This window comes from Variovorax sp. Soil_C_17, assembly GCF_057657265.1.
In genome coordinates, this window is the sequence record NZ_JBDGIT010000002.1 from 383,477 (window position 1) to 403,489 (window position 20,013).

The 20,013-nt window shown below is 68.3% G+C and carries 19 protein-coding genes; 6 read left to right on the top strand and 13 right to left on the bottom strand.

Annotation, left to right across the window (positions count from 1 at the left end):
• Nucleotides 1-116: 116 nt before the first annotated feature.
• From AC3A6Y_RS10460 to tsaE, 3 genes are all read right to left on the bottom strand, one after another.
• Complete coding sequence (locus AC3A6Y_RS10460) at nucleotides 117-3,695, bottom strand: indolepyruvate ferredoxin oxidoreductase family protein (protein ID WP_487868154.1); 3,579 nt, start codon at nucleotides 3,693-3,695, stop codon at nucleotides 117-119.
• A 121-nt stretch (nucleotides 3,696-3,816) separates the two neighbouring features.
• Nucleotides 3,817-5,322: an N-acetylmuramoyl-L-alanine amidase gene (locus AC3A6Y_RS10465; protein WP_487868155.1), complete on the bottom strand. Its 1,506-nt coding sequence runs from the start codon at nucleotides 5,320-5,322 to the stop codon at nucleotides 3,817-3,819.
• A complete protein-coding gene (gene tsaE / locus AC3A6Y_RS10470; protein ID WP_487868156.1) occupies nucleotides 5,319-5,816 on the bottom strand; it encodes a tRNA (adenosine(37)-N6)-threonylcarbamoyltransferase complex ATPase subunit type 1 TsaE in 498 nt (165 codons plus the stop codon). The genes AC3A6Y_RS10465 and tsaE overlap by 4 nt, the downstream gene beginning before the upstream one ends.
• On the opposite strand from tsaE, the gene queG reads away from it, so the two are divergent.
• Nucleotides 5,802-6,941 carry a tRNA epoxyqueuosine(34) reductase QueG gene (queG, locus tag AC3A6Y_RS10475; RefSeq protein ID WP_487868157.1) on the top strand — a complete coding sequence of 380 codons (1,140 nt, stop codon included), beginning with the start codon at nucleotides 5,802-5,804 and terminating at the stop codon, nucleotides 6,939-6,941. The genes tsaE and queG overlap by 15 nt on opposite strands.
• Here queG and AC3A6Y_RS10480 read toward each other — a convergent pair.
• Both AC3A6Y_RS10480 and AC3A6Y_RS10485 read right to left on the bottom strand, forming a co-directional pair.
• Nucleotides 6,873-7,295 (bottom strand): hypothetical protein, encoded by a 423-nt coding sequence (locus tag AC3A6Y_RS10480; RefSeq protein WP_487868158.1) that lies wholly within the window; start codon nucleotides 7,293-7,295, stop codon nucleotides 6,873-6,875. The genes queG and AC3A6Y_RS10480 overlap by 69 nt on opposite strands.
• 10 nt (nucleotides 7,296-7,305) lie before the next feature.
• The gene (locus AC3A6Y_RS10485; RefSeq protein ID WP_487868159.1) at nucleotides 7,306-8,217 is read right to left on the bottom strand and encodes an AEC family transporter; all 912 of its coding nucleotides are present in this window, start codon (nucleotides 8,215-8,217) and stop codon (nucleotides 7,306-7,308) included.
• A 106-nt stretch (nucleotides 8,218-8,323) separates the two neighbouring features.
• Between AC3A6Y_RS10485 and AC3A6Y_RS10490 the strand changes: the two genes are divergently transcribed.
• The 3 genes from AC3A6Y_RS10490 (at nucleotide 8,324) to AC3A6Y_RS10500 (ending at nucleotide 11,316) form a co-directional block, all read left to right on the top strand.
• Nucleotides 8,324-9,301 carry a tripartite tricarboxylate transporter substrate binding protein BugE gene (locus AC3A6Y_RS10490; protein WP_487868160.1) on the top strand — a complete coding sequence of 326 codons (978 nt, stop codon included), beginning with the start codon at nucleotides 8,324-8,326 and terminating at the stop codon, nucleotides 9,299-9,301.
• Nucleotides 9,302-9,374: 73 nt separating this feature from the next.
• On the top strand, nucleotides 9,375-10,292 hold the full coding sequence (gene xerD, locus AC3A6Y_RS10495; protein ID WP_487868161.1) for a site-specific tyrosine recombinase XerD: 918 nt from the start codon (nucleotides 9,375-9,377) through the stop codon (nucleotides 10,290-10,292).
• 43 nt (nucleotides 10,293-10,335) lie between these two features.
• On the top strand, nucleotides 10,336-11,316 hold the full coding sequence (locus tag AC3A6Y_RS10500) for a Bug family tripartite tricarboxylate transporter substrate binding protein (RefSeq protein ID WP_487868162.1): 981 nt from the start codon (nucleotides 10,336-10,338) through the stop codon (nucleotides 11,314-11,316).
• Between the two features lie 56 nt (nucleotides 11,317-11,372).
• Here the strand turns inward: AC3A6Y_RS10500 and AC3A6Y_RS10505 are convergent, their stop codons facing one another.
• A complete protein-coding gene (locus AC3A6Y_RS10505) occupies nucleotides 11,373-12,209 on the bottom strand; it encodes a ferritin-like domain-containing protein (protein ID WP_487868163.1) in 837 nt (278 codons plus the stop codon).
• A gap of 38 nt (nucleotides 12,210-12,247) precedes the next feature.
• Between AC3A6Y_RS10505 and AC3A6Y_RS10510 the strand changes: the two genes are divergently transcribed.
• Together AC3A6Y_RS10510 and hslO are read left to right on the top strand one after the other, a co-directional pair.
• A complete protein-coding gene (locus tag AC3A6Y_RS10510) occupies nucleotides 12,248-12,772 on the top strand; it encodes a gamma carbonic anhydrase family protein (RefSeq protein WP_487868164.1) in 525 nt (174 codons plus the stop codon).
• A gap of 21 nt (nucleotides 12,773-12,793) precedes the next feature.
• Nucleotides 12,794-13,792 (top strand): Hsp33 family molecular chaperone HslO, encoded by a 999-nt coding sequence (gene hslO, locus AC3A6Y_RS10515; RefSeq protein WP_487868165.1) that lies wholly within the window; start codon nucleotides 12,794-12,796, stop codon nucleotides 13,790-13,792.
• 177 nt (nucleotides 13,793-13,969) lie between these two features.
• On the opposite strand, the gene AC3A6Y_RS10520 is transcribed toward hslO, so the two are convergent.
• The 7 genes from AC3A6Y_RS10520 to pyrG form a co-directional block, all read right to left on the bottom strand.
• On the bottom strand, nucleotides 13,970-14,929 hold the full coding sequence (locus tag AC3A6Y_RS10520) for a hypothetical protein (RefSeq protein WP_487868166.1): 960 nt from the start codon (nucleotides 14,927-14,929) through the stop codon (nucleotides 13,970-13,972).
• An 18-nt stretch (nucleotides 14,930-14,947) separates the two neighbouring features.
• On the bottom strand, nucleotides 14,948-15,412 hold the full coding sequence (locus AC3A6Y_RS10525; RefSeq protein ID WP_487868167.1) for a hypothetical protein: 465 nt from the start codon (nucleotides 15,410-15,412) through the stop codon (nucleotides 14,948-14,950).
• Between the two features lie 8 nt (nucleotides 15,413-15,420).
• Nucleotides 15,421-15,696, bottom strand: a complete 276-nt coding sequence (ftsB, locus tag AC3A6Y_RS10530) for a cell division protein FtsB (RefSeq protein WP_487868168.1) — start codon at nucleotides 15,694-15,696, stop codon at nucleotides 15,421-15,423.
• Nucleotides 15,697-15,714: 18 nt separating this feature from the next.
• Nucleotides 15,715-16,998, bottom strand: a complete 1,284-nt coding sequence (gene eno / locus AC3A6Y_RS10535; protein WP_487868169.1) for a phosphopyruvate hydratase — start codon at nucleotides 16,996-16,998, stop codon at nucleotides 15,715-15,717.
• A gap of 111 nt (nucleotides 16,999-17,109) precedes the next feature.
• On the bottom strand, nucleotides 17,110-17,400 hold the full coding sequence (locus tag AC3A6Y_RS10540; RefSeq protein ID WP_487868170.1) for a DUF1330 domain-containing protein: 291 nt from the start codon (nucleotides 17,398-17,400) through the stop codon (nucleotides 17,110-17,112).
• Complete coding sequence (gene kdsA / locus AC3A6Y_RS10545) at nucleotides 17,397-18,251, bottom strand: 3-deoxy-8-phosphooctulonate synthase (RefSeq protein ID WP_487868171.1); 855 nt, start codon at nucleotides 18,249-18,251, stop codon at nucleotides 17,397-17,399. Before kdsA ends, AC3A6Y_RS10540 begins: the two co-directional genes overlap by 4 nt.
• A 34-nt stretch (nucleotides 18,252-18,285) precedes the next feature.
• Nucleotides 18,286-19,956 (bottom strand): CTP synthase, encoded by a 1,671-nt coding sequence (gene pyrG / locus AC3A6Y_RS10550; protein WP_487868172.1) that lies wholly within the window; start codon nucleotides 19,954-19,956, stop codon nucleotides 18,286-18,288.
• Between the last annotated feature and the right edge of the window lie 57 nt (nucleotides 19,957-20,013).

The window sequence follows — 20,013 nt, forward strand, 5'->3', positions numbered from 1 at the left end:
ATTGTCGAAAGCTGGCATGTCGCGCTTGTAGGAGCCTGCCGCACCCCCTTGCCCGAGAGTGCGCGGAGAGTCCGTGCAACTAGAAGCAACAGCGAAGTCGTCCGCGCGACCGTGCGTCAGCGCTGCGACGCAGTCACGGCAATGCCGCGGATCTGCCCGGCGGCCCGAGAGGGCGCAGGCCTCGGAAAGGCTTTCGAATCGAAGCGATGCAGCAGCTCGGCCTCACGCACCCGCGCCAGCGCGACGTTGGCCTGCTTCACATGCCCGAAGCCGCGCATCTGCAGCGGCAGCAGCGCGATCTCGGTCGCGATCTTCAAGCGATCGGCGTCGAGTGAAGGCAGCAGCGACTCGATGCGCCGGCGATAGTCCTCGATCAACGCACGCTCCATGCGCCGCTCCTCGGTGTAGCCGAAGGGATCGAGCGCGGTGCCGCGCAGCCGGCGGCCCTGGGCCAGCAGCTTCATCGCCGGCATCATCCAGCCGCCCAGGCGCAGCTTGCGCGGCGGCCGGCCCTGGCGGGTGCGGCTCAGCACGGGCGGCGCCATGTAGAACTCGAGCTTCAGCTCGCCCTCGAACTGCTGCTGCAGCGAGCGCGCGAATTCGCCGTCGGTGTACAGGCGGGCCACCTCGTACTCGTCCTTGTAGGCCATCAGCTTGAGCAGGCCCTGCGCCACCGCGCGCGTGAAAGGCAGCGTGGGATCGGCGTGCAACGCGGCCTCGCGCTGCTGCACTGCGTCAACGGTGTCGGCATAGCGCCTGGCGTAGCCGGCGTTCTGGTAGGCCGCCAGGTGGGCCACGCCGCGCTCGATCAGCGCCTCCAGCGGCTCGGGCCGTGCGGGCTCGGCCGATTTGCTGCGCAGCAGCGCGGCCGCGGCCTCCGGATCGCCGGCGGCGAGGCGGCCCAGGGAGAAGGCGAGCTTGTTGTTCTCCACCGCGACGCCATTGAGCTCGATGGCGCGCAGCAGCGCCTCCAGACCCACCGGCACCAGCCCGCGCTGCCAGGCATAGCCGAGCGCGAGGATGTTGGAGACGATCGAATCGCCGAGGAAGGCCTCGGCCAGTGCTTGCGCATCGAGCGTCTCGACGCGCTCGGCGCCGGCGGCAAAGCGCAGCTTGTCGAGCAGGAGCGGCGCCTTGAGGCTGGCGTCTGGGTTGTGCAGGCTCTCGGCCACCGGCGTTTCGTGGGTGTTGGCGAGGATGCGCGTGCGGCCGTGGCGCACGGTGCCGAGCGCGTCCGCGGAGGCGCCCACCACCAGGTCGCAGGCCAGCAGCGCATCGGCCTGCTGCGTGTCGATGCGCACCTGGTTCAGGCGCCAGTGGATGTCGGCCAGCCGCACGAAGCTGAGCACCGAGCCGCCCTTCTGCGCGAAGCCCATGAAGTCGAGCACGCTGGCGCTCTTGCCCTCCAGATGCGCCGCCATCGTGACCAGCGCGCCGACGGTGACGACGCCGGTGCCGCCGACGCCGGTCACCAGCAGGTCGTAGGGGCCGGTCCAGGCATGCGGCGCCGGGCGCGGCAGCGCGTTCACGCGCTGCATGAAGGCGTCGGCGCCGGCGGCCAGCGCACCGGTCTTCTTGCGCGGGCCACCGCCCAGCACGCCGACGAAGCTGGGGCAGAAGCCCTGGGCGCAGGAGTAGTCCTTGTTGCAGCTGCTCTGGTCGATCTTGCGCTTGCGGCCCAGCGGCGTTTCCAGCGGCAGCACGGCGATGCAGTTGCTCTGCACCGAGCAATCGCCGCAACCCTCGCAGACGCGCTCGTTGATGTAGACACGCCGGGCCGGATCGACCAGCTCGCCTTTCTTGCGGCGGCGGCGCTTCTCGGCGGCGCAGGTCTGCTCGTAGATCAGCACGGTGACGCCGGGGATCTCGCGCAGGCGCCGCTGCACCGCATCGAGCTCGGCGCGGTCGTGGAACTCGGTGCCGGCGGGGAAGCGTTGCCGGATGCCGTCGTACTTGCCGATGTCGTCCGACACCACCACCACCTGCTTGACGCCCTCGGCCTCCACCTGGCGCGCAATGCCGTCGACGCTGATGATGCCGTCCACCGGCTGGCCGCCGGTCATCGCCACCGCATCGTTGAAGAGGATCTTGTAGGTGAGCGTGGCCCGCGCCGCGACGGCCTGGCGGATCGCAAGGTAGCCCGAGTGGTAGTAGGTGCCGTCGCCGAGGTTCTGGAAGACGTGCGGCACGCGGGTGAACATCGCATGCGACACCCAGTCCACGCCTTCGCCACCCATCTGGATCAGCCCTTCGGTCTCGCGGTCCATCCAGCTGGCCATGAAGTGGCAGCCGATGCCGGCCTGCGCATGCGAGCCCTCGGGCACGCGGGTGCTGGTGTTGTGCGGGCAGCCGGCGCAGAAGTAGGGCAGGCGCTTGACGCTGTCGCTGGCATTGGACAGCAGCTCGGGGGGCGTGAAGTCGCGCACCAGGTGGCGCCGGTCGAGGTCGGGGAAATGAGCAGCCAGCCAGTCGGCCACGACCTGGATCAGGCGCGAGGGCCGCAGCTCGCCGAGCGCGCTCACCAGCGGCCTGCCTTGCGCGTCCTGCTTGCCGACGATGACCGGACGCTCGGCGGCGTTGTAGAACATGGTGCGCAGCTGGTCCTCGACCACCGGGCCCTTTTCCTCGATCACCAGGACTTCCTTCAGGCCCTGGATGAAACAGTTCATGCGGGTCGGCTCGATGGGATAGGTCAGGCCCAGCTTGTAGATGCGCAGGCCGTGGACCGCCAGGGCCTCGGTGGTCACGTCGAGCCGGCGCAGCACCTCCATCAAGTCGTAGTGCGCCTTGCCGGCGGTGACGATGCCGACCGTCGCATCGGCACTCTCCACGATCAGGCGATCGATGCTGTTGACGCGGGCGAAGGCGCGCACCGCGTCGAGCTTGGCATGCAGGCGCTGCTCGATCTTGAGCGAGGGCAGGTCGGGCCAGCGGTAGTGCAGGCCATCGGCCGGCGGCGCGTAGCCGGTGATGCGGCGCACCGTGTCGCCGTCCTGCCAGGTGGCGGCGCGGGCATTCACCAGGTCGAGGTCGACGGTGGTGGCGCTCTCCACGATTTCCGACAGCGCGGTGAAGCCCACCCAGTTGCCCGAGAAGCGCGACAGCGCCCAGCCGTACAGCCCGTACTCCAGGTACTCGGCGACGCAGCTCGGCGAGACCACCGGCGCATGCCAGGACTGGAAGGCCTGGTCGCTCTGGTGCGGCATCGAGGAAGACACGCAGCCGTGGTCGTCGCCGGCCACCATCAGCACGCCGCCATGGGCCGAGGCGCCGTAGGCATTGCCGTGCTTGAGCGCATCTCCGGCGCGGTCCACGCCCGGGCCCTTGCCGTACCACATCGCGAACACGCCGGCGCAGGTGCGCTCGGGATCGGCCTCGACGCGCTGGGTGCCGAGCACGGCGGTGGCACCGAGCTCCTCGTTGATGGCGGGCAGGAAGCGGATGCCGCTTTCGTCGAGCTTCTTGCCGGTCTTCCACAGCGCGAGGTCGACCATGCCCAGCGGCGAGCCGCGGTAGCCGCTGATGAAGCCGCGCGTGTCCAGGCCGGCGGCCGCATCGCGCTGGCGCTGCATCAGCATCAACCGCACCAGCGCCTGCGTGCCGGTGAGAAAGACGCAGCCGCCGCTGGCCCAGAGGCTGTCGCTGAGGCGGTAGTCGGGGCGGACCAGGGGCGCCGGGGCTGTGGTGTCTGCCATGGGCTTGGATGTTTCCTCGCGAGACTAACGCTGGGTGATGACGAAAAATGCAGGACGTCGCCTCGCGTCGCGCCATGGCCGATGAAGCCGGCGATGTGGTCGAGCCACGGCGCCCTGTTGCCTACAGCTCGCGGCTGCGCGCCAGCGGCGGGTTCTGCGCGAAATAGCGGTGGATGCCCCGCATGAGGGCATCGGCGAGGTCTTCCTGGTAGGCGCTGCTGCGCAGCTTGGCCTCTTCTTCGGGATTGCTGATGAAGGCGGTTTCCACCAGCACGCTGGGAATGTCGGGCGCCTTGAGCACCGCAAAGCCGGCCTGCTCGACCCGCGGCTTGTGCAGCCGCGCACCGATGCCGCGGATCTCGCCCAGCATGGCGCCGCCGAGTTTGAGGCTGTCGTTGATCTGCGCGGTGGTGCTCATGTCGAGCAGGGCGCGCTGCACCTGCGCCTCGTGCGAGCCGACGTTCACGCCGCCCACCTTGTCGGCCTGGTTTTCCTTGTTGGCGAGCCAGCGCGCGGCACTGCTGGAGGCACCGGTCTGGCTGAGCGCGAACACGCTGGCGCCGCGCGCCTCGGGCGTGGTGAAGGCGTCGGCATGGATGCTCACGAACAGGTCGGCCTGCACCCGGCGCGCCTTCTGCACGCGCGTGCCCAGGGGGACGAAGAAGTCGGCGTCGCGCGTGAGGAAGGCGCGCATCGGATTGCCGTTGACGCTGCTGGCGTTGATGCGGTCGCGCAGTCGAAACGCAACCTGCAGCACGATGTCTTTTTCGCGCGTGCCGTTGGGGCCGATGGCGCCGGGGTCCTCGCCGCCATGGCCGGGATCGAGGGCGACGATGATGATGCGGTCGGTACGGCTCGCGGTGGCGGTGCCGCCGTTGCCGTTGCGTGCCGTTGCCGACGGCGGCATGGCAGGCATGACGGGCGCCGTTCCCACGACCGGGGGCAGCGGTGCGGGGGCGACCAGCGCGGGGGCAGGCGCGGCGGCGCCGCCGGGCGAGGGGGCAGGGCGCATCGACTGCTGCGCCATCAGGTCGCCCAGCGGGTCCACGGCGGGCGGTGCCGGACGCAGCGGCGCGGGCACGTCGCCGACGGCGCCCGCATTGTGTGGCGCGATGCCGGCGACGGTGCTGTCGCGGCCCTGCGCCTTGGGCGCGTCGCGCAGGCGCTCGGCGATCAGCGCTTCCATCGGGTCGATGGCCTGCTGCGGATAAAGGTCCAGCACCAGCCGGTGCTGGTAGGCGGCCACCGGTGCGAGCGAGAAGACCTGCGGGGCGACCGTCTGCTTGAGATCGAACACGATGCGCACCACGCTGGGGGCGAACTGGCCGACGCGCAGGCCGTTGATGAAGGGGTCGCCGGGCTTGATCTTGCCGACCAGCTCGCGCAGCGCCGGGTTGAGGTCGATGCCTTCGATGTCGACCGCCAGCCGCGGCGGATTGCCGACCACCAGCTGCTGCGACCTGAGCCGGCCATCGGACTCGATGGTGACGCGCGTGTATTCGTTCGCCGGCCATACCCGAACCGCCACGATGGTGGCGCCGCGTGCGATCTCGTGCACGCCCAGCAGCAGGGCGAGGCTGCCGCCCTGCAGCAGCAGCGCCCGCCGATGCAGTCCCTTCGGGTTCATGCAGCGGCCTCGAGCAAGCGGCTGCCGAGCACGGTGTTCGCCTGCAGTGTCACGGTGCGGGTATCGTCGGTCATTGCTTCGATATTAATAGCAAGGTCGGCAAGCGGAATGCGCCCTGCAGCATTTTCGGGCCACTCCGCAAGCTTGAGGCCGGGGCCCGCGAAGATGTCGCGGAAGCCGGCGTCGTCCCATTCGTGCGGATCGCTGAAGCGATAGAAGTCGAAGTGAAAGATGGCGAGCCCGCCGGGCGCCTCGTGCGGCTCGACCACCGCATAGGTCGGGCTCTTGATGCGCGAGCCGATCCCCAGCGCCCGCAACAGGTGGCGAACGAAGGTGGTTTTGCCGGCACCGAGGTCTCCATGCATTGCGATGAACGCATCGCCCAGCGCTTGCGATGACGCGAGCTTGACCGCGAGGGCATCGCAGTCGTCCTCGCTCAGCCAGCGTTGCACCAGGGTTCGCGTTTCTACAATCGGCAGGTGATCGGAAGCCATCAACTCGTGAGTCGGATTCAGGCCTGGGCCCGGGAGCTCGGATTCTCCCAAATCGGGATTGCGGGTGTCGATCTGTCGAGCGCGGAGGCGGGCCTCGCGCAATGGCTGGCACAGGGCTTTCACGGCGAGATGCACTACATGGCCGCGCACGGCACGCGGCGCGCGCGGCCGGCCGAGCTGGTGCCGGGCACGGTGTCGGTGATCACCGCGCGCATGGACTACCTGCCGCGCGGCACCTCCGAGGATTGGCAGGCCATCGAGTTCGACCGGCTGCGGCGCCCAGGGGAAGCCATCGTTTCGCTCTATGCCCGCGGCCGCGACTACCACAAGGTGATGCGCACGCGCCTGCAGAAGCTGGCCGATCGCATCGGCGAGGAGGTCGGGGCCTTTGGCCATCGCGTCTTCACCGACTCGGCGCCGGTGCTCGAGGCCGAGCTCGCCTCGCGCAGCGGCCAGGGCTGGCGCGGCAAGCACACGCTGGTGCTGGACCGCGAGGCGGGCTCGATGTTCTTCCTGGGCGAGATCTATGTCGACATGGCGCTGCCGGCCAGCGCGCCCGTCAGCGCGCATTGCGGCAGCTGCAGCGCCTGCATCGAGATCTGCCCCACGCGCGCCATCGTCGCGCCCCACCGGCTCGATGCGCGGCGCTGCATCTCCTACCTGACGATCGAGCATGCCGGGCCGATCCCGCTCGAGCTGCGGCCGCTGATCGGCAATCGCATCTACGGCTGCGACGACTGCCAGCTGATCTGCCCCTGGAACAAGTTCGCGAAGAAGAGCGCGCTGCCCGATTTCGATGCGCGCGAGGGGCTGACGGGGCGCCGGCTCGGCGAGCTTTTCGCATGGAAAGAGGCGGAGTTCCTGCGCTTCACCGAAGGCAGCCCGATCCGCCGCATCGGCCACGAGCGCTGGCTGCGCAATATCGCGGTGGCGCTGGGCAATGCGCTGCGCGCCGGGCAGGAGGAGGCGCGCGACGCGCTGGCCACGCGGCGGGGTCATCCGAGCGCGCTGGTGCGCGAGCATGTCGAATGGGCCCTCGGCCAGGGCGATCAAGGTTCAACGCCGCAGGATCGCGGAGATCTGCGCGGTGGCGGCATCGAGCGAGCGCATCGAGCTCAGCCGTAGCGAGGCGTACTTGAGCGCCGGGTTGCTGATCAGCTTGCCGGCGAAGTGGCCGTTGAAGCGCGCGTCCGTGCAGCCGCTCATGTCGAGCTCCAGCGAGGCGTTGGCAGGAGAGACGAAGTCGGTGCTGGAGCCGCTCAGGGTGCAGGCCGCGTCGGGGAGCTGGCCGCGCACGCTGCCGTCGCTGGCGATCTGCAGGCTGCCGTCGAAGACGGCCGGCGGGCCCAGCGCGCCGGTGTCCTGCTGCGTCACGTAGAGCAGGAACGGGCCCTGCCACCCGCCCTGGTAGCGGGTGTACTCCTGGGCGTGCAACGCCGGCGCAAGCGATGCCGCAGCGAGAACCAGCAGGGAGCGCATCGCCGAGATGTTAGTCCCAGCCGCCCAGCGAAAGTGCGAATGGAAGGCTCGCGACGCCCAGCAGCGTGGACAGCGTCACCAGCCCCGCGACATAGGGGCCGTTGTAGCCCATGCGTGCCGCCAGCACGTACGCGCTGGAAGCGGTGGGCACGGCGGAGAAGGTCATCAGCACCGCCGCCTGGGCGGCATCGAGCTTCAGCCCCAGCGCCAGGCCCCAGGCGATCAGCGGCAGCACCAGGTGCCGGATCGCCAGCACCGAGACGGCCAGCGCCTTGCCGCGCGCCAGCGTCGCGAACTGCATCCCCGCGCCCGCAGCCATCAACCCCAGCGCGAGCGAGGCGGCGCCGATGCGCGTGAGGGTGGGGGTCAGCCAGTCCGGCACGGTGACGCCCAGCAGGTTGGCCACCAGCCCGCTGAGCGTGGCGATGATCAGCGGATTGCGCAGCAGCTGGCGCGCGAAGCCGCTCTGCGCATGCCGCGTCATCGGCCAGACCGCGGCGATGTTGAAGAGCGGCACGCACACGCCGATCAGCACCGCGATCATCAGCAGGCCGGCCGGCCCGGCCATGCGATCGGCCAGCGCCAGGCAGATGAAGGAGTTGAAGCGAAACGCAATCTGCGCGCTGGCCGCGTGGTCGCTGCGGTCGATGCGCGTGCGCAGCCAAGGCAGGAAGGGCAGGGCGTAGGCCAGCGCGATGCCGGAGAGGCCGACGCCGACGCCGGCGGTGAGCAGGTGCGAGGTGGCGCCGAAGTCGAGCGGGCTGCGCACGATCGAATGAAAGAGCAGCACCGGGAAGAGGAAGTAATAGACGAGGCTCTCGACCTGGTCCCAGACCCGGCGATTCAGCGCGGTGTAGCGGCACAACAGCCAGCCGCAGGCAATGAGGGAGAAGTCGGGGAAGAGCAGCTGGGCATAGTTCACCCGTCGAGGATAAACGTGGTTTTTCCATGGGTTATCCACGAACTGGGGCGTGTGCGAAGCCGTTAGCATCCCAGCTTTCGAAATTCGATCTCCAGGAGTCTTCTTCATGCAACGTCGTCAATGGAATGCACTCGCCGGCGCCGCCGCGCTGGCGCTGGTCGCCGGCCCGGCCTGGTCGCAGGGCTATCCCAACAAGCCCATCGAGCTGCAGGTGCCCTTCGCGCCCGGGGGCACCACCGACATCGTGGCCCGCGTGATCGCCGAGCCGCTGGGCAAGCACCTGGGCCAGAGCGTGGTGGTGATCAACAAGGCCGGCGGCGGCGGCATCGTGGGCGCGGCCGAGACCGCACGCGCCACGCCGGACGGCTACAGGCTGGGGGTGGCGACGGTGTCGAGCACGGCCGCCAACCCGGCCATCAACCCGAAGACGCCCTACGACCCGATCAACGACTTCACGCCCATCATCAACATCGCGGCCACGCCGAACATCATCGCGGTGCACCCGAGCTTCCCGGCCAAGAACTATGCCGAGTTCGTGGCCGAGATCAAGAAGAGCCCGGGCAAGTACTCCTACGCCTCCTCGGGCACGGGCGGCATCGGCCATCTGCTGATGGAGCTCTACAAGAACCTGACCACCACTTTCGTGACCCACATTCCCTACCGCGGCGCCGGTCCGGCCCTGAACGACACGGTGGCCGGGCAGGTGCCGATCATCTTCGACAACATCCCCTCGGCGCTGCCCTTCATCAAGGCCGGCAAGCTGGTGCCGATCGTGGTCGCCGCGCCCCAGCGTCTGAAGGAGCTGCCCAACGTGCCGACCTTCAAGGAAGTGGGCCTGGAGCCCGTCAACCGCATGGCCTACTACGGCATCCTCGGGCCCAAGGGCCTGCCGAAGGAGGTGGTCGACAAGATCAACGCAGGCGTCAAGAAATCGGTCGAGGACCCGGCCGTGCGCAAGCGCATCGAAGACACCGGCTCGCTGATCGTGGCCAACTCGCCCGAGCAGTTCGCCGAGCAGATCAAGGCCGAGTTCGCGGTGTACAAGCAAGTGGTGGCCAAGCAGAAGCTCACGCTGGACAACTGAAGCACCCGGCGCTTCCCACAGAAAGCCGCCCGCGATCCGGGCGGTTTTTTGTTTTTTGCTATCTTGCCGTCCCATGACTGCGGCCATCCTCGACACGCCCCTCGCCACGCCCGAGATCGATGACTTCATCGACGCGCTGTGGCTCGAGGACGGCCTGTCGAAGAACACGCTGGCGGCCTACCGGCGCGATCTGGCGCTGTTCGCGCAATGGCTGCATGCCCAGGGCGGCCGGGCGCTGGACGCCGCACGCGAAAGCGATCTGCAGGCCTACATGGGCGCGCGGCTCACGGCCCGGGGCAAGGCGACCTCGGCCAACCGGCGCTTGACGGTGTTCAAGCGCTATTTCCGCTGGGCCGTGCGCGAGCGGCGCATCGGTGCCGATCCCAGCCTGCGGCTGGTGCCCGCGCGGCAGGCGCCGCGCGCGATCAAGACGCTGTCGGAGAAGCAGGTGGACGACCTGCTTGCCGCACCCGACATCGACACGCCGCTGGGACTGCGCGACCGCGCGATGCTCGAGCTGATGTACGCGAGCGGGCTGCGCGTGAGCGAGCTGGTGGCGCTCAAGGTCTTCGAGCTGAGCCTCAACGACGGCGTGCTGCGCGTGCTGGGCAAGGGCAGCAAGGAGCGGCTGGTCCCCTTCGGCGGCGAGGCGCGGCGCTGGATCGAGCGCTACATGCACGAGTCGCGGCCGGCCATTCTCGACGGCCAGCAGACGGCCGATCTCTTCGTCACCGCACGCGGCGCGGGGATGACGCGCGTGATGTTCTGGATGATCGTCAAGAAGCACGCGCAGGCGGCGGACATCCATGTGCCGCTGTCGCCGCACACGCTGCGCCACGCCTTCGCCACGCACCTGCTCAACCACGGCGCCGACCTGCGCGCGGTGCAACTGCTGCTTGGCCATGCGGACATCTCGACCACCACCATCTACACGCACGTCGCGCGCGAGCGCCTGAAACAATTGCATGCGCAGCACCATCCGCGCGGATGAAGTGCATGCCATGTGAAGGAATCGAGCGACAAGGAACGAAGCGATGACCCGGAAGCTTTCCCCTCGCGTCCGTGGCTGGCTGCTGGGCGTGGCCTGCAGCCTCGCCGTCGCGGCCGTGCATGCACAGGCCGTCCCGAAGACCATTCGCATGGTCGTGGCTTATCCGGCCGGCGGTGTCAGCGACGTGGTGGCGCGCGCACTGGCCGAAAGGCTGGCCATGCAGTTGGGCAGCACGGTGGTGGTCGAGAACAAGGCGGGCGCCAGCGGCACCATCGGCATGGATGCGGTCGCCAAGGCCCCGCCCGACGGCGCGACGCTGGGCTTCGCGGCCATCAGCCCGCTGGTGCTGAACCCGCACCTCGGCAAGTCGCCCTTCGACCCGCTGAAGGACATCACGCCGGTGGCGAGCGTCATGTACTCGCCCGTGCTCCTGCTGGCCACGGAGGCCACGGGCACGCGCGATTTCCGCACGCTGATGGAGGACGCGCGGGCCCGGCCGGGGGCGGTGCGCTGGGCCACTTCGGGCCAGGCCTCGCTGGGTCACATCCTGCTGGAGCAGTTGCGCAGCGCGGCGCGGGTGGACATCACGCATGTGCCCTACAAGGGCGGCGCGCAGCAGATGAACGATGCGCTGGGCGCGCAGTTCGAGATCCTGTCGATCAACGCGGGGCCGGCGGTGGCACCGCATATCCGCTCGGGCAAGCTGCGCCCGCTCGCGGTGGGCGCGCCGGTCCGGTTGCAGAGCCTGCCGAAGGTGCCGACGCTGGCCGAGCTGGGCTTTCCGGCGGCCAATCTCAGTTCCGTGTTCGGCGTGTTCGCACCCGCTCGAACGCCCGCCATCCTGATCGCCAAGTACAACGCCGAGATCAACAAGGCGCTGGACAGTCCCGAACTGCGGGCCCGGTTGGTTGCCACCGACAACGTGCCCGCCGGCGGCGGGGCGGAGGCCTTTGCCGACGAGATCGCCGAGGAGTACGAGAGCAACGCGCGCATCGTGAAGGCGGCGGGCATCAAGAACGACTGAAGCAGGGGCGCGGGCCGCCCTGCGGCAGGGAACGTCGCGCCAAGCTGATCGTGTGTCTAGGCTTCCTGCTGCGAAGCAGGCTTGTCAGCCGGGGACGCGAGCGCCTCCAGTTCCTCCGGAGTGAAGCCCGCGCGCGCCCGGGCCTCGAGGTTGAAGGGAGCCCGCAGGCGCGGCGCTTCGTGGCGGCGGTAGAGCACGCGGTAGTGCGCGATCGGGTCCAGCCCCTCTCGTTCGCAAAGCCAGCGGTACCAGCGGTTGCCGATGGCGACATGGCCGATCTCGTCGCGCAGGATGATGTCCAGGATCTCGCAGGCCCGGATCGCATCCGGCGTGTTCACGCGGCGCAGCTTGGCCTGGATCAGCGGCGTTGCATCCAGCCCGCGCGCTTCCAGCGTGCGCGGCACCAGCGCCATGCGCGCCAGCACGTCGTGCCGGGTCTTCTCGCACATGGTCCACAGGCCGTCGTGGCCCGTGAAATCGCCGTAGCGCCAGCCCATGCCGCGCAGGAGCTCGTGCAGCAGAGTGAAGTGCAGGGCCTCCTCGTCGGCCACGCGCAGCCAGTCGCGGTAGTAGGCCTCGGGCATGCCGTCGAAGCGCCAGGCAGCGTCGAGGGCGAGGTTGATGGCGTTGAATTCGATGTGGCAGATCGAATGGATCAGCGCCGCCCGGCCTTCGGGCGTGAAGGGCGAGCGTTTCTCCACCGCGGTGGCGGCCACGCGCAACGGCCGGTCCGGACGGCCGGGCACGCCGGCCTCGTCGCCTTCGGTGCGCACGGGCGTGGCGGGCGCCGGATGCGCCCGCATCCGCGCTGCCGCGGCATGCGTCGCGGCCACCTTCTGGTCGGGGTCGGTGAGGCGCAGCGCGGCCAGGGCATCGAGGCGAGGGTGCTGCATCCCTACAATTCTAGTTTTGCACCCCAGGAGACTTGGAGATGGCCCTCTACGAACTCGACGGCGTGGCACCGCAACTCGGGCAGGGCGCCTATGTGGCGGACAGCGCGACCGCCATCGGCCGCGTCATCATGGGCGACAACGCCAGCCTCTGGTTCGGCGTGGTGGCGCGCGCCGACAGCGACACGCTGACCATCGGCCGCAACAGCAACGTGCAGGACCTTTCGATGCTGCACGCCGACGCCGGCGTGCCCATGACCATCGGCGAGAACGTGACGGTGGGCCACCACGTCGTGCTGCACGGCTGCACGATCGGCGACAACTCGCTGATCGGCATCGGCGCGGTGATCTTGAATAACGCCAAGATCGGCCGCAATTGCATCGTCGGCGCCGGCAGCGTCGTGACCGAGGGCAAGGAGTTTCCCGACAACTCGCTGATCATCGGGGCGCCGGCCAAGGTGGTGCGCACGCTCGACGATGCCGCCGCCGAGCGGCTTCGGAAGAACGCCGATCACTATGTGGAAAACGCCCGCCGCTTCGCGAAGGGCCTGAGGAAGATCGGCTGAGAGCCGATCGGAAAGACTGCCTTGAGCGAGTTGCACAAATTCCTGTTCGACGGCCTGCCCGTGCGCGGCATGATCGTGCGCCTGACCGATGCCTGGCAAGAGATCCTGGCGCGCCGTGCCTCGAACACTGCCACCGGCCCGTACCCCGCGCGCGTGGCCGAGCAGCTCGGCGAGATGACGGCAGCGGCCACGCTGATGCAGGCCAACATCAAGTTCAACGGCGCGCTGATCCTGCAGATCTTCGGCGACGGGCCGGTCAAGGTCGCGGTGGCCGAAGTCAAACCCGATCTCAGCCTGCGCGCCACCGCCAAGGTGCTCGGCGAGCTCGATCCCGATGCGCATCTTTCCGAGATGGTCAACGCGAACGGCAAGGGCCGCTGCGCGATCACGCTCGATCCCAAGGACAAGCTCCCGGGGCAGCAGCCGTATCAGGGCGTGGTGCCGCTGGTCGATGGCGACGGCCGCAAGCTCGAGCGGCTCAGCGAGGTGCTGCAGCACTACATGCTGCAAAGCGAGCAGCTCGACACCACGCTGGTGCTCGCCGCCGACGACAAGGTGGCGGCCGGCCTGTTGATCCAGCGACTGCCCGTCAAGGGCGCGGCCAACCTCGAGGGCACCGGCCGCGGCGCCAGCGACCCGATCGGCGTGGACCAGATCGGCCACAACGAGGACTACAACCGAATCGCCATCCTTGCCGCCAGCCTGACGCGCGACGAGCTGCTCACGCTCGACGTCGAGACGATCCTGCGCCGCCTGTTCTGGGAAGAGAAGCTGCTGCGCTTCGAGCCGCAGAGCGGCATGCTGGGCCCGCATTTCGCCTGCACCTGCGGGCGCGAGCGGGTGGCGCAGATGATCCGCGGGCTCGGTCAGGAGGAGGCTGAGTCCATCCTCGTGGAGCGCGGCGACATCGAGGTGGGCTGCGATTTCTGCGGCAAGCAGTACCGCTTCGATGCGGTCGACGCGGCGCAGATTTTTACTGCGCCGAGCGACCAGTTGCCGGCGAGCCCGGTGATGCAGTAGGGGGCGTTCGACGAAGGGGCGAAGTGCTGCGCGAGGGCTTCGACAGGCTCAGCCCGAACGGGGTTGGCTTCGACAGGCTTAGCCCGAACGGGGTTGGCTTCGACAGGCTCAGCCCGAGCGGGGCTGGTTTTGACAGGCTCGGCCCGAACGGTTCTGCTTATCGAAGGCGAGTCGGTGTCAGCGCACGCCGGTCGCGAAGCGGCCGAAGCGGATGTCCGGCGCACTGGTGTTGTGGCGCGAGGGAATGCTGCGGCCGAAGCGAACATCGGCCGCCTGCAGCGTCCTGACCTCCGGCAGCGGCTTGCTTTGCTCGGCGGCATCCGGCGTGGGCCGCCATGCCACTTCGCTCATGTCCGCGTTGTCCGGCGCGACATACATCGAGCGCAGCACCGCGAAGCGCGCGCCTTGGCCTCGCCCCGGCGTCATGGCCACGTCGAGCGTGGTGCGCGCCTCGCTGATCTCGCGCACGTCGACCTTCGCCTCGCCGCCGTTCGCGAAGCGCAGCTTGAAGACCAGCGGCTTGGTGTCGATCGCGATCGATGCAATGCGCGCCATCGGCCTGCCGGCCTGCTCGACCGGGCCCATGACGAAGGAGGAGCCGTACACGCCGTCGCCGAAACGCGGCGCGGGCAGGGGCTTGATGCGCCAGTAGCCGTCGGACGGGTACATGACGATCGCCTCCAGCGGCTTGGCGCCGGTCTTGGCAAAGACCTGGATCATGTGGAAGCCGCGATCTTGCCGGCCGTCGACGCGCACCGGCACGCGTTCGGGCCGCCAGAAGGAGGGGAGGGTGATGCCCACGACCTGCCATCGCGGGCCGTCGTGCAGCACCTTGCGCCGCTCCTTGAAGCTGTAGCGCGGGTCGGTCGGGTGCGTGCCGCCATCGAAGTTGCAACCCGAGAAATCAGGTGCCGTGCGGTCCTGCTCGATGCTGGCGAGGTAGGCAGGCGGCAGTGCCTCCACGCGAAAGCGGCGAATGCGGGCGCCGTCGAGATTGAGGGAGACGTTGTCCTCCTCGGCGCAGGCGGTCTTGTGGGTGTCGTTGCTCACGGTGGCCTGGGCCGGCGCGGCCGAAGCCGCTGCGCAAGTCAGCAGGGCCCCCAGCAGGGCGGCTGCGCGGAGTCTGAGATGCTTCATTCCTTCGGTTCCTCTTCGCTATGACGAGCGTCCGGCGACAAGATCGCTGAACAATCGGTGCTCGCAGGCCGGGTCGGAGCACTTCTCGCAGGTCCAGGACCACGCGATGGCGCCCTCCGGAGCAGCAGCGCTGCCGGCATCGGCATCCGCTGCGGGCTTGATTGCATTCCACGCGTTGGCCAGCTGTTCCGCGCCCTCGCCGTGCACCACTGCAAAGCTCAGCTTCGCGTCCATGAGTGCCTTGCGCAGCAGGTCGTCGACCGGGGTCGGCGAGGCGGGTGCGATGAGCAGGATGAGGGCACCACGATGAGCCTCGAGCGCGCCGGCATCGAACGAGCCTTTCCACAGGGGCTCGACCACCAGGTGCGCCAGGATGCCGCGCTGCGCCAGCCGTTGCGCGAGCGCTTCGCTCAGCCTGGCTTTGCCGCTGTCATCTGCGCCGAGCAGCGCGATCACGCAGCCGGTTGGCAGGGCGGGGGTCATGAAAGCCTTCAGCGCGTGATCTGCACGAACACTTCGTTGGGCTTGACCATGCCGAGCTCCTGGCGTGCGCGCTCCTCCACCATCTCCAGCCCCTGCTTGAGGTCGTTGACTTCGGAGTTGAGCCGGTCGTTGGCGAGCGCCGCTTTCGCGTTGACGTCCTTCTGCTCGGCCAGCTTGTCCTTCAGTTGCGCCACGTCGCGCACGCTGCCGCGCCCGGTCCACAGTTGCCACTGGAGAATCAGCAGCAACAGGACCAGGATGACCGGAACGATGCGCGAACGCATGGTGCTCCGTCCCGCGGGTCAGCGCAGGTTGTAGAAGGCCGCGCGTCCGGGGTAGCTGGCGACGTCGCCGAGGTCTTCCTCGATGCGCAGCAGCTGGTTGTACTTGGCGATGCGGTCCGATCGCGACAGCGAGCCGGTCTTGATCTGGCCGGCGTTGGTGCCGACCGCGATGTCGGCGATGGTGGAGTCCTCGGTCTCGCCCGAGCGGTGGCTGATGACGGCGGTGTAGCCGGCGCGCTTGGCCATCTCGATCGCGGCGAAGGTCTCGGTCAGCGTGCCGATCTGGTTGATCTTGATGAGGATCGAGTTGGCGATGCCCTTGTCAATGCCTTCCTGCAGGATCTTGGTGTTGGTGACGAACAGGTCGTCGCCCACCAGCTGCACGCGCTTGCCGAGGCGCTCGGTCAGGAGTTTCCAGCCGTCCCAGTCGCCTTCGTGCATGCCGTCCTCGATGCTGATGATCGGGTACTTGTCGACCCAGGTCGCCAGCATGTCGGCCCAGTTGCCGGCCGACAGGGTGAGGTTCTCGCCGGCGAGCACGTACTGCCCGTCCTTGTAGAACTCGCTGGCGGCGCAGTCCAGGCCCAGGGCGATCTGGGTGCCGGCGGCGTAGCCAGCCTTGTCGATGGCTTCCAGGATGAGCTGGATCGCGGCCTCGTGGTTCTCGACGCTGGGGGCGAAGCCGCCCTCGTCGCCCACGGCCGTGCTGATGCCGCGGTCGTGCAGGATCTTCTTGAGGGCATGAAAGACCTCGGCGCCGTAGCGCACGGCCTCGCGCAGGCTGGGCGCGCCCACCGGGATGATCATGAACTCCTGCAGGTCCAGGCTGTTGTTGGCGTGCGCGCCGCCGTTGATGACGTTCATCATCGGCACCGGCAGTTGCATGCCGCCCATGCCGCCGAAGTAGCGGTACAGCGGCAGGCCCGATTCTTCGGCCGCAGCGCGGGCCACGGCCATCGACACGGCCAGGGTCGCATTCGCGCCCAGGCGGCCCTTGTTGTCGGTGCCGTCGAGGTCGTTCAGCGTGCGGTCCAGGAAGGCCTGCTCGCTGGCGTCCAGGCCCAGCACGGCTTCGGAGATCTCGGTGTTGATGTTCTCGACGGCCTTGAGCACGCCCTTGCCCAGATAGCGGCCCTTGTCGCCGTCGCGCAGCTCGATCGCCTCGCGCGAGCCGGTGGAAGCGCCGGAGGGGACCGCGGCGCGGCCCATGGTGCCCGATTCGAGCAGCACGTCGCATTCGACGGTGGGGTTGCCGCGGCTGTCGAGGATCTCGCGCCCGACGATGTCAACGATTGCACTCATTGCTTGTTACCTTCTCTCTTCGAAAATCAGCTTTGGTTCTTGCGCATCAAACCTTCCCCGCCAGGGGAAGGGCAGGGGAGGGGAGGACGCATGGGCTCCGAAGGAGAGCCATCAGGCCACTCCTTCGACAACGACCATGCGCATGATCGCAGCTCCGGCGCGCGCTTCGCGTGCCTTGCCGTATTCCGGCGAGGCATAGAACTTATTCGCCGCCTCCACGTCCGGGAACTTCAGCACCACCAGGCGCTGCGGATTCCAGTCGCCTTCCAGCACGTGGACCTTGCCTCCGCGCACGCAGACCTCGGCGCCGTGCGCCTTCATGGCCTCGGAGGACCACTTCTTGTAGTCCTCGTACTGCGTGGGATTGGTGACTTCGACGTTGGCGATGATGTAGGCGCTCATTGGAAGGAGTTCTCCAGGAATTCGTTCTTCTTGGTGACGCGGTCGAGCGCCAGCAAGGTCTCGAGCAGCGCCTTCATGTGCTTGAGCGGCACGGCGTTCGGGCCGTCGCTCAGGGCGTTGGCGGGGTCGGGGTGCGTCTCCATGAAGAGGCCCGCCACGCCCACCGCCACCGCGGCGCGCGAGAGCACGGGCACCATCTCGCGCTGGCCGCCCGAGCTGGTGCCCTGGCCGCCGGGCAGCTGCACCGAGTGGGTGGCATCGAAGACCACCGGCGAGCCGGTCTCGCGCATGATCGCCAGCGAGCGCATGTCCGACACCAGGTTGTTGTAGCCGAAGCTGGCGCCGCGCTCGCAGGCCATGAAGCTGTCTTCGGGCAGGCCCTTTTCCTTGGCGGCCGCGCGCGCCTTGTCGATCACGTTCTTCATGTCGTGCGGCGCGAGGAACTGCCCCTTCTTGATGTTGACCGGCTTGCCCGACTGCGCCGCGGCGCGGATGAAGTCGGTCTGCCGGCACAGGAAGGCCGGGGTCTGCAGCACGTCGACCACCAGCGCGGCGGCCGTGATGTCCTCTTCGGTGTGCACGTCGGTCAGCACCGGCAACCCCAGCTCCCGCTTGACCTTGGCCAGGATCTCCAGGCCCTTGTCGCGGCCCGGGCCGCGAAAGCTGGTGCCCGAGGAGCGGTTGGCCTTGTCGAAGCTGCTCTTGAAGATGAAGGGGATGCCCAGCGAGGAGGTGATTTCCTTCAGCGTGCCGGCGGTATCCATCTGCAGCTGCTCGGACTCCACCACGCACGGTCCGGCGATCAGGAAGAAGGGCTTGTCCAGCCCGATGTCGAATCCGCAAAGCTTCATAGATCCCCCCACGCTTGCGTCGCTCCGGCGCCGCTCATGCGACGACCTTCAATGCCTGCTTGTCCGCGCCCTGATGTTCGAGCGCCGCCTTGATGAAGGCGTTGAACAGCGGGTGGCCGCTCCATGGCGTGGACTTGAATTCGGGGTGGAACTGCACGCCGATGAACCAGGGATGCACGTCCTGCGGCAGCTCGACGATCTCCGTCAGGTGCTCGCGCTGCGTCAGCGCCGAGATCACCAGGCCGGCGCGGCGCAGCTCGTCGAGGTAGTTCACATTGGCTTCGTAACGGTGGCGGTGCCGCTCGGTCACCACATCGCCGTAGATGCTGTGGGCCAGCGTGCCGGGCGCCACGTCGGAGCTCTGCGCGCCCAGGCGCATGGTGCCGCCCAGGTCGGACTTCTCGTCGCGCAGCTTGATGGTGCCGTCGCGGTCCTTCCATTCGGTGATCAGGGCGATCACCGGGCAGCTGGTGTCGGGGTCGAACTCGGTGCTGTTCGCATTCTTGAGGCCCGCCACGTTGCGCGCGTACTCGATGGTCGCGACCTGCATGCCCAGGCAGATGCCGAGGTAGGGCACCTTGGTCTCGCGGGCGAAGCGCGCCGCGGCGATCTTGCCTTCCACGCCGCGCTGGCCGAAGCCGCCAGGCACCAGGATGGCGTCGTACTTGCCGAGCCGGGCCACATCCTGCGGCGAGATGGTCTCGGAGTCGATGTATTCGATCTTCACCCGCGCATGGTTCTTCATGCCGGCATGGCGCAGTGCCTCGTTGAGCGACTTGTAGCTGTCGGACAGGTCGACGTACTTGCCGACCATCGCGATGCTCACTTCCTTCTGCGGATGCTCGACCTCGTAGACCAGGTCGTCCCAGCGCTTGAGCTTGGCCGGAGGGGTGTTGATGCGCAGCTTGTCGCAGATCAGGCCGTCCAGGCCCTGCTCGTGCAGCATGCGCGGGACCTTGTAGATGGTGTCCACGTCCCACATCGAGATCACGCCCCACTCGGGCACGTTGGAAAAGAGCGAGATCTTGGCGCGCTCGTCGTCGGGGATGGGCCGGTCGGCGCGGCACAGCAGGGCGTCGGCCTGGATGCCGATGGCGCGCAGCTCCTTGGCGGTGTGCTGCGTGGGCTTGGTCTTGAGCTCGCCGGCCGCCGCGATCCAGGGCACGTAGCTCAGGTGCACGAAGGCCGAGTTGTTGGGGCCCATGCGCAGGCTCATCTGGCGCACGGCCTCGAGGAAGGGCAGAGACTCGATGTCGCCCACGGTGCCGCCGATCTCGACGATGGCGACGTCGACCTCGTGCGGCGTGGCGATGCCGGCGCCGCGTTTGACGTATTCCTGGATTTCGTTGGTGATGTGCGGGATGACCTGCACCGTCTTGCCGAGGTAGTCGCCGCGGCGCTCCTTCTCGAGGACGGTCTTGTAGATCTGGCCGGTGGTGAAGTTGTTGGCGCGGCGCATGCGCGTCGTGATGAAGCGCTCGTAGTGGCCGAGATCGAGGTCGGTTTCGGCGCCGTCGTCGGTGACGAAGACTTCGCCGTGCTGGAAGGGCGACATCGTGCCGGGGTCGACGTTGATGTAGGGGTCCAGCTTGATGAGGGTGACTTTGAGGCCGCGGGACTCGAGGAGTGCGGCGAGCGAGGCGGAGGCGATTCCCTTGCCAAGGGAAGACACCACACCACCGGTGACGAAGACGAATTTGGTCATGCCAGTTCCGAACGTGGGTCCGGGCAGTGGGAAATGCAGATTATAGGTGCGGCCTCA

Coding starts and splice junctions, on each gene's coding strand:
- AC3A6Y_RS10460 (WP_487868154.1), bottom strand. CDS start 3,695: ATGGCAGACACCACAGCCCCGGCGCCCCTGGTCCGCCCCGACTACCGC.
- AC3A6Y_RS10465 (WP_487868155.1), bottom strand. CDS start 5,322: ATGAACCCGAAGGGACTGCATCGGCGGGCGCTGCTGCTGCAGGGCGGC.
- tsaE (WP_487868156.1), bottom strand. CDS start 5,816: ATGGCTTCCGATCACCTGCCGATTGTAGAAACGCGAACCCTGGTGCAA.
- AC3A6Y_RS10480 (WP_487868158.1), bottom strand. CDS start 7,295: ATGCGCTCCCTGCTGGTTCTCGCTGCGGCATCGCTTGCGCCGGCGTTG.
- AC3A6Y_RS10490 (WP_487868160.1), top strand. CDS start 8,324: ATGCAACGTCGTCAATGGAATGCACTCGCCGGCGCCGCCGCGCTGGCG.
- xerD (WP_487868161.1), top strand. CDS start 9,375: ATGACTGCGGCCATCCTCGACACGCCCCTCGCCACGCCCGAGATCGAT.
- AC3A6Y_RS10500 (WP_487868162.1), top strand. CDS start 10,336: ATGACCCGGAAGCTTTCCCCTCGCGTCCGTGGCTGGCTGCTGGGCGTG.
- AC3A6Y_RS10505 (WP_487868163.1), bottom strand. CDS start 12,209: ATGCAGCACCCTCGCCTCGATGCCCTGGCCGCGCTGCGCCTCACCGAC.
- AC3A6Y_RS10510 (WP_487868164.1), top strand. CDS start 12,248: ATGGCCCTCTACGAACTCGACGGCGTGGCACCGCAACTCGGGCAGGGC.
- AC3A6Y_RS10520 (WP_487868166.1), bottom strand. CDS start 14,929: ATGAAGCATCTCAGACTCCGCGCAGCCGCCCTGCTGGGGGCCCTGCTG.
- AC3A6Y_RS10525 (WP_487868167.1), bottom strand. CDS start 15,412: ATGACCCCCGCCCTGCCAACCGGCTGCGTGATCGCGCTGCTCGGCGCA.
- ftsB (WP_487868168.1), bottom strand. CDS start 15,696: ATGCGTTCGCGCATCGTTCCGGTCATCCTGGTCCTGTTGCTGCTGATT.
- eno (WP_487868169.1), bottom strand. CDS start 16,998: ATGAGTGCAATCGTTGACATCGTCGGGCGCGAGATCCTCGACAGCCGC.
- AC3A6Y_RS10540 (WP_487868170.1), bottom strand. CDS start 17,400: ATGAGCGCCTACATCATCGCCAACGTCGAAGTCACCAATCCCACGCAG.
- kdsA (WP_487868171.1), bottom strand. CDS start 18,251: ATGAAGCTTTGCGGATTCGACATCGGGCTGGACAAGCCCTTCTTCCTG.
- pyrG (WP_487868172.1), bottom strand. CDS start 19,956: ATGACCAAATTCGTCTTCGTCACCGGTGGTGTGGTGTCTTCCCTTGGC.